The organism is Spirosoma litoris (assembly GCF_054776755.1).
Genome location: NZ_BAAHBI010000005.1, coordinates 167373 through 180161, shown reverse-complemented (window position 1 = coordinate 180161; position 12789 = coordinate 167373). Strand labels below are relative to the sequence as shown.

Below are 12789 nucleotides of genomic sequence, written 5' to 3'. Positions count from 1 at the left end.
CCGCCATTTATGGTGTGCAGGCTACCACATATGTTACAATCATTACCACATATGTTTCATTTTTACCATCACGAACTTATTTTGTAGGCGAATAGTGTACGTTGATCCGACTAATGGTCAATCTGATCACCAATTAGGATGCAAGTTCTGCCGTACCGATTCAGGACGCTACCACATATGTTTCATTCTGTTACATGCTATCAAAAAAGCCCAAAATGTGGGCTTTCTGGCTTCCTATGGGACGTATTGGTGGGCTAACTGGGCTGGGGAGCTGATTTGCCGTATTGAGAAGGCAATACACCATAGCGCTCCTGAAATACTTTGGCAAAGTAAGATAGATTGTCGAAACCAACGGCGTAAGCAGTCTGAGTTACACTCAACTGACCTGCATTGAGCAGTTCAGTTGCTTTCCTCAGTCGAATATCCCGGATAAAGGTAGTAGCAGAGGTATTTGCCAACGCTTTAAGTTTGCGATGGAGTTGTGCCCGACTCAGGTTTGCCGCTTCGGCCAGATCTTCAACGGTAAACTGCGTATCGTCCAGATGCTGAATCACCAGAGCCGACAGTCGCTCGATAAACTGTTGTTCGGCAGTAAATGGCGTTGGTAGCTGTAGGTGATCCGTCGATTCGGGCCAGTTCGTGGAAAACCAGGTTTGCAAACGCTGACGTTGCTCAATCAGATTTCGTACCCTAACCTGAATTTCGGCCCGATTAAAGGGCTTTGTCAGGTAGTCATCGGCTCCGAGTTCGAACCCTTCAATACGATCTTCAACGGTGGCTTTGGCTGTCAGCATCACAACCGGAATATGGCTGGTGGCTAGCTGGGTTTTCAACGTTCGGCAGAAACCAAATCCATCGAGCCGGGGCATCATCAAATCGCAGATGACAATATTGGGGAGGAAAGCCGTGGCTTTTTCCAGCCCGTCCTGTCCATCGACAGCCTCAATGACGTGATAGTCGGTTTCAAAAATGCTGCGAACATATGCCCGGATATCGGCATTATCATCGATAACCAACAGGATGTTTTCGGAGACGGGTACTAGCGTTTTAACCTCCTCGGCCTGTGTCGCCACAGGTCGCTGGTGGAAGTGTGTGATTAAATCGGTCTGTGTCCTAGCAGACCGGGGTGATGGACCTTCCGATGCGACTACTAGTAGGGGCAAGGTAACTGTAAAAGTCGTCCCTATTCCCTCCGTGCTGGTTACCTGAATCGTTCCCCCCAGCATTTTTACCAATTCGTTGACCAGCGCCAGCCCGATACCCGTGCCTTCATAGAGACGGGCTGGCTCTTCTGGAACCGCAACGGTGGACCGCACAGCGACAGGTTGCGCGTCAGCAGATCGTTGATAGAAGCGTTCGAAAATATGGGGCAGGTCCTTTTCGTTGATGCCAATACCTGTATCCTCAACACTAAATAGCAACGTACTTGTTGTGGCTGAATCGGGATAGTGAACCTGCATACGCACTTCCTTGCCCATAGGGGTGAACTTAAAGGCGTTGGCCAGGAGATTAGTTACTATTTTCTCAAGCTTGTCGCGATCAAAACTGGCCCACTGCTCCGATTTATTCTGCGAGAATGTAAATGAAATCTGCCGACTCTCGGCCAGTGAACTAAACGAACTGGCGAGCATTTGAAAAAAGGATGCCACATCGCCCGATTTGGGTTCGGGCTTTAGCTGACCCGCTTCCAGCTTACTCAGATCAAGGAGCTGGTTGATCAGGCTCAATAACCGATTGCCGTTGCGCTCCATCAAACCCAACACCGTTTCGGTTGGGAAACGCTGTTTCAGGTCGGCCAGTGGTCCCAGAATCAGGGTGAGTGGTGTTCGGAATTCGTGCGAGATATTGGCAAAAAACTTGGTTTTCAAACCATCGAGTTCGGCTAGGCGACTAGCTTCCTGTTGCTCAAAAATAACTTGTTGCTGAAGCAGCCACCGTTGTTTCTGAAAAGCATACAACTGCCAGCTAATAATAATCAGAACAAGGGTGTAAAGAAGATAGGCCCACCAGGTGCGATAAAAAGGCGGATGAATGCGTATGTGCAGGTCGACCGGTTTACTCCATACCTCGCCATCGGGCGAACCCATCATTTGAAGTGTGTAGTTGCCTGCCGGGAGTTGAGCATAGTTAGCGAAACGGTTGGTACCTGCCTCTACCCAGATCTTATCAATACCATCCAGCCGATAGCGATAGCGATTCTTGGCCGAATTGGTATAATCCATCACGCCAAATTCGAATGTCAGGAGGTTTTGGTTATGCGACAAATCAAGCGCTTGGGTGTATTCGATACCCTGAGCTAGAATGCCGTCGGGAGCCCTTACCTTTATCGTTTCATTATTGACTTTCAGGTCAATGATATTCGCAAGAGGCTGTGGCCCGATGAGCGGTTTTACCTCCGAGGGTTTAAAAATTGTAAGTCCGTTAACTCCGCCAAAAAGTAGTTCACCCGAAGCCGATTTAAAAAAGGAACCCGTGTTGAATTCGTCATCCTGAAGCCCGTCTTCCTTGGTGTAATTATGAAATTGATGCGTTTTGATATTGAACTGAGCCAGCCCTCGGTTGGTGCTTAGCCAGAGATTTCGGAACTCATCGGCCAGAATTCCATAGACGACTTTATTCGGTAAGCCCTGTGCCTCGGTAAAATGCTCAAACTGACCAGTCTGTTTGTCTAAGCGATCCAGCCCGCCACCTTTGGTGCCCACCCAGAGATAGCGATTGGGTTGATAAGGGTCGTCGAGCAGACTGGAAACCATATCATTACTCAGACTCTGAGCATTGGTCGCATTATTTTTGTACTGCGAAAAGACGGGATTAGTTTGTAGATGAACGGCCCGGATCAGTCCGTTGGTTGTGCCAATCCAGAGCGTACCCGACTGATCGAGATAGAGCGTTTGGGTGTCGATTTCCGCTCCTTTCTGGGGCAAAAGCCTTTGGAAAGAGAAAGTCCGAAATGTTTCTGTTTTGGGATCAAACTGGAGGAGTATGCCGTTGAGGGCTGCAATCCATAACGTACCATTTTTGTCCTCGATGGTCTGATTGGTATAGAAACCAAACGATGTGTTGGTGGGTAGTGGGTACTTTTTGAGCAGCTTCCAATCCGCTGAAAACTTGAACAAATGCATGTCATGCGTCTGGAAATTGGTATTCGATACCCAGAATGTGCCCTGACGATCCTGCATCAGATACCGCTGTCGTTTATCGGCAGGCGGCAATTCGTTGGGTAAAAATGGCTTTAGCCGATTGGTCGATCGGTCGAGTTGTGCGTAGGCGAATTCATGGCGCACGTAAGTTCGGCCCTGCTGATCAACATACAGAAACGAGAGCGTTGTATTGGGAAGTGAAGAATGGAATTGCCGGATTTTAGGGTTGAATTTTCGAAGCCCATAGCCACTGGTGCCTGCCCAGATGTTTCCTGTCTGGTCCTTTAGCAAATCGGTAATTGCATAGACTGCTGGAGGCATTGCAACAAACGCATTGCGAGCCGTCAGGCTGTCCTGCTTTTCCAGTTCGCTGGGTGGCATTACCCACAGAAAATCAGTTGTTGTAATGGCCAGCGTGTTGGCGTCGATCGCTTTTAGATAAACGCTTGAGTAGCCTTTTCTGGGTAAAGGTATTACCTTACTATTACCCTGTTTCAGGCAAATGATCTGATCGGATGTACTGGCAATCCAGCAGTCATGTTGCGCGTCATAATAGGTAGAAAAGAATTCGGTGAATTTTTCTGCGACCTGGATGACTCTCGTTGCTTCTCGGGGTCGATGCCAGTTGAGCGTATACAGGTTAAACGAACTCCCAATCAGGGCTTGCCCGCCTGGTTGAAAACTGATGTGGTTAATAGCACCGGTAACTCCTATCAGGGGAATCGTAATCAGTTGAGACTGGACCTGATCGGTAAAATCAGCTTTATCCGGGAAGTCCGTTTTTAGTGAGTCCGGTAAGGTGATTTTAACCAGCTTGCCCTGATTCGTACTTACCCAAATATTGCCCTGAGGGTCCTCCGTCAGCTGTTGAATCTCATAGTTCCCAGCGTTAACGGTTGCCTGACCGTGGATACTGATGTGATAAAAGCGTTGCGTTCGGTCGTCGAGAAGATTTAACCCATTATTGAGGGTGCCTATCCAGAGTCGTCCTCGTTTGTCGACTAGAAGTGCTGAGCAATAATTGGCGGAGAGACTGTATTCGTTTGCCGGGTCGTGGGTAAATACCGTGAAATTATGGCCATCGTAGCGGTTGAGACCGTCTTTAGTAGCTACCCAGATAAAGCCTTTCTTATCCTGTTTCAGCCCGAAGATCATGCCCTGCGAGAGGCCATCGGAAATGGTAATTTCCTGCCAGCCCTTCTGCTGGGCAGCCAGTGTAATTGGTAGAAGACTAACGAAGAGTAGGAAGAGGAATCGCATTCGGGCAAACCATTAGTTAGCTAACTACGGAAAATCAGATTCTTTCGATTGATTTATAGCTGCAAATCCTTGGTCTGTCAAATATAGAGATAGTTTTCTTGATATATGACACTAAATGAATGTCTGAAACGAGCTAAATCGTAACTGAGTTAACACCTTTATTTAGAGCTACTAAGGTCCTGTTTAAGCTTTTCTATTTTGGCTCAAACTGACTTGTATCTTATATATAGAGTTTTTCATACTTACCGGGTTAAAACCCAGCGCAGTTTATCTATTCTGTTTTTTGCGCTGGGTTTTAACCCGGTGAGTATGAAAAAAAGATGTTTTCAAGTCAATCAGTGTTGGCTAGTCTTTCCGTCGAAGGTAAATATTATTGCTGATCGACTCCAGCCGTACGTTTGGCCCACCACCGTTGACGACTCCTTCCAATTGGTAACCAACAATCGGGTTCTTTTCCTTCTTATTTTTGAAGCTAATATCCATATCAGAATAGACTTCGCCCGTGATGGTTTTCATCGCTACGTTTGCCCCTTTCGATTTGGGCCAGCTCATGTCCACGAAACCGCTGATGGTTTTGGCAAAAACGGGTCCGTTTGCTCCCTGAATATCAATATTGCCATTGATGGTTTCGAGCTTCAATTGAGCCTGTCGGGGTACGAATATCTGATAGTTGAGTGTGCTACAGACGTAATACCGATGGCCATCTTTGTCGGAACTCCAGGAGTGACGACGGTCGGGACAATCTTCGGCTTTACCTTGCTTCAACATCTCCTGATCGAAATCAGTCTTGACACTGACTTCCTGGCTCGTTGATCCTGTTGTCACCTGAAAGGCATCATTTAGTTTTCCTCCGTTGATGGTTACCTCAATTCGGACTGATACCGTTGGTTTGTCCCAATAACGAACTTTGATGCTGTCGGCAAATTTCAGGTTGAGGTTAACCGTTTGATCGGTAGTGACTGGCAGCGTTTTTTCAATGATTTTCTGGGCGAAAATAGGCTGGATAAGGAAGCTAAGTAAGCCCAGAACTAGGAGGAATAAGGGATTTTTCATTTGAGTAAGGGAGGTTAATGGGACTTACTTTTGTTTGCGGACATAGATGTTGCTGTTGATGGTTTTGAGTTGCACCTCAACGCCACCCCCATTGATGCTGCCGTCGATGTTGTTGCCACCCCCAACTCTAGGCATACCCTCCTTGGATGCTTTCATACCCAGATCAAAGTCCGTATACATTTCTCCCTGGATCGACCGTAGTTTCAAATTGGCTTTAGAAGCGGTAGGCATAGTGATATCAATAGCCCCGTTGATGGTCGATATAGCTGTTGGTTTCTCTTGGCTCAGACTCGAATACACCACTTTTACTTCGCCATTGGTGGTATTGGCTACAATGGGGCCTGTTACGTTCGTCAGTTCAATGGAGGCATTATTGGTTTTTACCTCCAGATCGCCATCCATATTACTGATGTTTACGTCGGCACTCTGCCAGTTGGTTTGCGTATAGAGAATAGCCACTTTACGCGGAAGTTTAATGGTATATTTGATAGCTTTCCGAGTCGCCTTTTCAATTTTCAAGCCGCCATTTTCGGGGGTTACGGCCAAACCAATGCCTGAGTTATCGACGGCCTGATAATACAGTGGTTTCAGACCTTTAGCCCGTTCGGGTGGCGCTTCGTAGCCTGATGAAGCCTGAATAAGTACTTCGTCGCTATTGTGTCCTTCAATCTTGATATCGCCAGCATCGATTTCAAGCGTCACTTTGTGATCTTTAGAATTCGTTAGTTTGGTTTTGTATTCCTGAGCTTGTGCGTTCAGTAAAAGGCATAGGAATCCTGCACTCGTTAAAAGGAGCTTTTTCATAGTAGTCCGCCAAGGCGGTTGTTTAAGGTAATTGAATTGTATTTGTGTACTGATTGAGGCTTTAGATGCTATTGATTCTGTGGATTTAAAGAGATTCTGTTGATTCTTGGATTCTAGATGGATTCTACCCAGGGCAGATGCACTAGTACTCGTCCAATTTAGTTTCTATAGATTCTTTTGGTTCTATCTCTTTGATTATCAGTACAATACGGATAAAAGAATCTATAGAATCCCCCAGAATCTAGTTTGCCAAAGCACTAGTACTGGTCCCATTTAGTTTCTACCGATTTTTCGGATTCTATTTCTTTGATAACCAAGGCTCATTAAATCGATAGAATCTCTTAGAATCAACAGAGTCCACAGAATTAAGTCGCTAAGAAGGTGTATTAGCTTCGTGAGTTAATTGGTTAATGCCCTCTTCGGCTTTCTGGCGTACGATATCCAGCACTTTTTGATCCTGTACAAGTCGCTGGATTTCGTCGACGGCTCGTTTTTCTTTAATGGCTACCAGAGCGTCAATTAGCGTGATCTGAATATTGGGATCAGTCTGGATTTTAAGCGATTGAATCAGCGCTTCGCGTACATCAGGTTCGTTTTCGAAGCGAACCAGTGCCTGGCAAGCGGCCAGACGTACATTAACATTGGCATCGAAGTTCAGGGTATTGATCAGGAGTTGGGTAATTTCCTGATCGACCTGGGTGAGTTCGTAACTCTGGTTAACGGCCTGAATTCGTTCGCTGGCTGACGTTTTGGCGAGTTGCTCGAAAGTCAGCACTTTTTTCATTGCCAGAGCAGGCTCAGCATCAGTCGAGGCTGCTGCCAGCTCGTTTGTGCCATGCCGCCAACTTGTATAAAACAGCCCGGCACCAAAACCAAGAATAAGCAGTGCCACGCTGGCTGCCAGACGAAGGCTCCAGCTTGTCAAACCAAAAATCCGGCTGGGTTCTGGGGCGCTTAGTTTTTTGGCTAGTTGAGTGGTAAAGGCTAATGAAGGGTGTTGTGTACGGGTGCTGGCAAAATAACGGAACTGCGCAGCATGCGACATCAGGTGATCGGGGATGTTATCCTGCTGAAAAAACTGACGCAACTCTTTTTCTTCCTGGAGGCTCGTTTCACCCTCATAATATTTCTCCAGCAATTTTTCAATGTCCTGCTTCATAATCATTGACTTTTAAGTAATTGTCGCGAAGCTTTTGCCGGGCCCGCGACAAAATCACTCGAATATTATTAACGCTGAGGCCAGTAACCTGTTCGATCTCCTCAAACGAATATTCCTCCACATCGCGCAGATGAAGCACCAGTTTCTGCTGATCTGGTAATTCATTCATTAGCTGCCGAATCAAGTCGGCACTATCCGTTAATTCTACCTGCCGATAAGGCGAAACGTTTTCCGTGGCGACGCCCAAAAGGGCGGAGTCATCAGTTGATTTCGTTTTAGCATGCGACTTTAACCGATCCAGACACAGATTTTTTGTCATCTGAACTGCCAGCGCTTCTACACTATGATAAGCATCTAACTGTTGTCGATTGGTCCATAGCCGGAGCAACACATCCTGTAGGGCATCTTCGGCTTCTTCGCGGTTGCGAAGAAACAACTGAGCCAATCGGAAAAGACGACCCTGCACCGGAAGTATGCGTTGTTTGAAGACTTGTAGATCCATATCAATGACATAGACGACTGTGTCCGAAAAACATTACAGCGTGATGAGATTTTTTTTCAGAGATTAAACAGGCCCTTCGCTCGGTAGCAACAAAAAAGAGATCTTTACCTTGACCACCCCGCTACATAAGTCGGAATGAGGCAAGGTAAAGACCTCGAAATAAATGGTAGAAATTAATTAACTCACGTAAGCGCGCTGGCTGGCTAATTGACGTCGAACCAGACTCCAGCGTCGGCGTGAAACAGGGAGCACTTCACCCGTGCTTAAATGCACCAACCCACCTGTTTCGGTGCGTTCCAGCCGTTCCACAAACTGGCGATTGACCACACAATTACGATGGAGCCGAATGAATAACTCATTAGGGAGTTGGGGCGAGTAGTATTTAAGTGTGCGAGGCATCAACATCCGGCGACCATCTGCCCAGTTGAGCCAGCTGTAGTTAGCAACAGCCTGCAAATACACTAAGTCTGACACAGAAAAAAACTGTCGACCCGTTTCTCGAAGATAAAGCTTAAGTGGAGGCCAATCCGTTGACATGGACCGATTAGAAAAAGAAAAGACCGACATAGACATTGTGCGTAGTACTTTTCAAAATATTTAAGAAATAATACCTACCGCAATACTAAGCGCAATGGCCTCTCCGCTCTTGCTCATTCGTAACAAGTACTATAAAATTTGTAACATGAGGTAGCTACATTCAGTAGAAGAATGGGAATGTTTGCAAATAAATGAGGAAAAGGGGCCTGATTTCGGATGAAATAAATCGTATGGGGTAACTAAGTACTTATTGATATCAGGCAATTTCATGTCGATTTTGATCGACGTACTCCGAGGGCGTAAGGTGATACTGGTCTTTAAAAACTTTAGAAAAATAGGCTGGAGTATCAAAGCCTACCCGGTCGGCAACTTCGGATATAGAGACACCAGTTATGAGAAGTTCTGCTGCCCGTTTTAACCGGACAATCCGAATCAGTTCATTCGGAGTTAGCCCCGTCATGGTTTTTACTTTTCGATTCAAATGCATGCGACTCATACCGATGGCTGCTGCCAATGGCTCAACCCCGAATGTGGAATCATCCAGACGCTCTTCCAGGATAGCATAAAGGCGATTCATGAATTCATCCTGTGGGTCCTGACTGGCAGTGGGTAGATTGCCCTGACGCAATAGCTGGGTCCGGAAATGCTGCCGAATCCTGGATTGCTGTTCCAGGCGGTTACGAACTCGCGCGTTCAGTTCGGCTACCTGGAATGGTTTCGCTATATAGTCGTCGGCTCCAGCAGTTAAGCCTTCCAGTCGGCTGTCTACAGAAACTTTAGCCGTCAATAAAATAATGGGAATATGACTGGTAACCGGATTCTCTTTGAGTTGTCGGCACAGTTCATACCCATCCATTTCGGGCATTAATACATCGCTGATAATCAGGTCTGGGCCATCGGCAATGGCGGTTTTTACACCTATCTGTCCGTTGCTGACGCGCTTCACCTGCCATTCTACATTCAGGGTAGAGACGATGTACTCGGCCAATTCATCATTGTCTTCTACCAGCAGTATTCGATGTGCTTTTTCTTCTGTAGGTTCCGAGTTGGCGGGAGTCTGTCCCACTACCGTAGTGGCCACAAGCTCGTTGGGGGGAGTTGCCACTACGAGTTCTGGGCGAGCCTGGCGGCAGGGAAGTTCGACGGTGAAGGTTGTTCCCTGTTCAGGATGACTGGTTGCCGCAACCGTACCCTGCATCATCTCTACTAATTCTTTTACCAGCGCTAACCCAATTCCAGACCCGCTGTTGGCACTTTCGAGTGGATCGGCCTGATAAAACCGATCGAAGATACGGGGGAGTTTCTGGTCTGGAATTTTCGGTCCCGTATTATGGACTATGAAACGGACCAAATCGGTTTTTGCCGAGTTTGCAACGGTTGGGTCTTGTGGTTCGACCTGTATCGAAATCGTGATAGCCCCGTTTGCCTCCGTAAATTTCAGGGCGTTCGACATGAGATTACTGAGAATTTTTTCGACTTTATCCGGGTCGAACCAGTAGAAAGGTTGCTTAAACTGATCCGTGAGTTGCAGTCGAATCTGTTTACGCTGAGCTTCTTCGGTAAAAGCCCCGACAATTCGGCGGATAAACTCGGGCAAATCGGCAGGGGTGGGAGTGATGGTCAGATTCCCGGCATCGAGCTTTGCCAGATCGAGGAGCTCGTTAATCAACCGTAAGAGTCGGTTGGCATTCCGGTAAATAAGTGTAAGCCGATTGTGGTAAGGCGAATCGGTTGTGTCGTTCAGAACCTGTTCTAATGGGGTTAGAATAAGGGTTAAAGGCGTACGGAATTCATGGGTGATATTAGCAAAAAAACGCGTTTTAACGGCATCCAATTGTTTAAGCTGCAATGATTCCTGCTCACGAAGCTCTAACTGACTTTTTTGCTGGATTCGACGAATCCGTATTTTGAAAAATAGCCATAAAGCGCCTGCTAACAATAAGGCATATGATAAATAAGCCCACCAGGTGGCCCACAACGGCGGTTCGATAACCAGCTTTAGTGAATGCGAAACGGGGCTCCATACGCCCGAAGTGTTCGACGCATTGACAACAAATGTGTACGTATTGGGTGGCAGGTTTGTATAAGTTGCCGTAGCCGCGTTACCACTGTAAACCCAGTCTTTGTCTAACCCAATGAGTTTGTAACGATATTGATTTTTGTGGCTTTGATTAAATTCAAGCGCTGCAAAATCAATGGACAAAAAGTTTTGGCGGTTTGTTAAAACGATTTCAGTTGTTTCATTGATGTCTTTCTCAATGGGCGAATCGGGCGTGGTAGCCGTTACCAGTTGGTTGTTAACTCGCAAAGCGGTCAGGGCAACAATGGGCTTAACGGGGTCTTCGCTGATACGACTTGGATCGAAGGCGGTGTAACCACCAATACCACCGAAAATAAGACGCCCGTCGGGCAGCGACACGTCAAAGTACTGCCTAAATTCTTCACTAGGCAGTCCATCATCGGTCATGTAGTTCTGGACTTCATACGATCGGGTATCGAAACGACAAAGACCACGATTGGTACTCAGCCAAAGATGCCCACTGTTATCGGGTCGGATGGCATAAATCACGTTGTTGGATAAACCCTGTCCGACAGTAAACCGTTGAATCTGGCCGGTCATTTTATTGAGTCGGCAAAGCCCTTCGCCAAACGTTCCAATCCAGAGGTATTTATACTGAAGCGGGTCCTGAGCCAGACATAATAAGGCATTGCCGGGTAGCGAGTTAGGGTCGCTGGCCACATTTTGCCAATGAATGAGTCGCTTTTGAGAGAGATCAGCGCGCAGGAGACCATGATTCTCGGTAGCCAGATAGATACGACCACCATCGACGACCATTCCCGTAATAACATACGAATGATTGGCGGGAATTGGGAGCGGGAACGTTGTAAACGTACCTAACTCGGGATTGTGCCGAACAATAACCTGACTAGTAGGACCTAATAATCCCCAGAGTTCGCCTTCGGCCCCGGCTGCAAGTGCTGTCAGCCGAAAAACCTTGTCAGGAAGCCAGCGACTTTCGATTCCATTGGGCTGAACGGCACTAAAGGTTTGCCGTTGGGTATCATATACATAAGGTATCGTTTGCCGACTGCTGATCCACAGCTTTTTTTGCCGATCGAACTGGTACCGAATACCGGCGGGAGATTGCTGGCGGATTTCTACCGGAATAGCATCGCGCGGGATGTTTAGTTGTTGACTTAGCCAGTCGGTCTGGAAATTGCTGGTGTAAGGCCAGGTCTGGAAAGGACGCTTGTTCAGATCGTATTTAATAACGCCATCGCCGTTGAGTCCTATCCAAAGAACATTGGTTCGATCGACCAGTAGCGATAATGGCGAGAAGTGAGCCAGTTTGGGCGACTCCGCCGTTCGATCGGGCCATAAAGAAATAAGGCCCCCCTGATCGGTATATCGATTTTGATTTACGTAGTCGATTCCCTGAGGATCTATCGCAAATAAAGGAAGGTTTGGGTCATTAGGGAGCGGCACTACTTTTTGAACACGTCCGGTACTAGGGTCGAAGAGGGCAAACTGACCGGGGAAACCCAGCATCAGCTGTCCATTTTTGCGTTCGTGGAGCCTATAAACTTCATTTTGGGGTAGCCCCTGGGCTTCCAGATAACTATCCAGTTTCTTAGATGATGGATTGTAGCGTGCCAATCCATCCTGAGTGGCCAGCCACGGATAACCATGACGATCGACTAAAAGGGCGTGAATGACCTGATACGTAGAATCATTTTGGGTAGCCCATTGTCGGTGAGATACGGTGCCATTGGCATTAAGCCGAAAAAAGCCGTTGGTGTATGTGGCTACCCAAACGTTTCCGGCCTGATCGGGTTGGATACCGATGAGCTGATCGCGACCAAGAGCCTGTTTAAAAGCGGGAGAGTTTGAAATTCGGTTCGATCGTTCGGTAACTGGATCGAAACAATCGATGTGATTATTCTCTGTACGAATCCAAAGTTTTCCGTTTCGGTCTTCCTGGATTTCATAGATACTACTGAAGGATAACGATTGGGACTGCTGCGGATCGTGGGTGTAAATGTGGAACCGAAGCCCGTCATAACGGCAAAGTCCGTCACGTGTAGCCATCCAGATAAACCCACGATGGTCCTGAATAATGGAGTTAATGAACCCCTGGGGCAACCCATTTCGTACCGTAAGGTACTCTGGTTCTGGGGTAGCGGCATGTATCAGCTTCGACGATCCGAGCAGTCCTATAATCAGCCAACAAACGAACCAACGGGTAGGTCGGGGCATACACTGATCATGATTTTGCCCAGAAGGGCTTGGGTTAGGCCACAAATAATGAAGCAAATAGCTACCTTTAGTTGCT

7 protein-coding genes are annotated in these 12789 nt (G+C 47.1%); all 7 read right to left on the bottom strand.

Features of this window, described 5'->3' with window-relative positions; translation table 11 throughout:
- Window positions 1-254: 254 nt before the first annotated feature.
- On the bottom strand, window positions 255-4400 hold the full coding sequence (locus ACYVGR_RS03350) for a hybrid sensor histidine kinase/response regulator transcription factor (RefSeq protein ID WP_460953863.1): 4146 nt from the start codon (window positions 4398-4400) through the stop codon (window positions 255-257).
- 345 nt (window positions 4401-4745) lie between these two features.
- On the bottom strand, window positions 4746-5453 hold the full coding sequence (locus ACYVGR_RS03345) for a DUF4097 family beta strand repeat-containing protein (protein WP_460953862.1): 708 nt from the start codon (window positions 5451-5453) through the stop codon (window positions 4746-4748).
- 24 nt (window positions 5454-5477) lie between these two features.
- Window positions 5478-6257 (bottom strand): DUF4097 family beta strand repeat-containing protein, encoded by a 780-nt coding sequence (locus tag ACYVGR_RS03340; protein ID WP_460953861.1) that lies wholly within the window; start codon window positions 6255-6257, stop codon window positions 5478-5480.
- A gap of 373 nt (window positions 6258-6630) precedes the next feature.
- On the bottom strand, window positions 6631-7416 hold the full coding sequence (locus tag ACYVGR_RS03335; RefSeq protein WP_460953860.1) for a HEAT repeat domain-containing protein: 786 nt from the start codon (window positions 7414-7416) through the stop codon (window positions 6631-6633).
- Window positions 7400-7918 carry an RNA polymerase sigma factor gene (locus ACYVGR_RS03330; RefSeq protein ID WP_460953859.1) on the bottom strand — a complete coding sequence of 173 codons (519 nt, stop codon included), beginning with the start codon at window positions 7916-7918 and terminating at the stop codon, window positions 7400-7402. Before ACYVGR_RS03330 ends, ACYVGR_RS03335 begins: the two co-directional genes overlap by 17 nt.
- 177 nt (window positions 7919-8095) lie before the next feature.
- Entirely contained in the window at window positions 8096-8455 is a 360-nt protein-coding gene (locus ACYVGR_RS03325; protein WP_240543735.1) for a LytR/AlgR family response regulator transcription factor, read from the bottom strand.
- A gap of 256 nt (window positions 8456-8711) precedes the next feature.
- Window positions 8712-12713, bottom strand: a complete 4002-nt coding sequence (locus tag ACYVGR_RS03320; RefSeq protein WP_460953858.1) for a hybrid sensor histidine kinase/response regulator — start codon at window positions 12711-12713, stop codon at window positions 8712-8714.
- Window positions 12714-12789 lie beyond the last annotated feature (76 nt).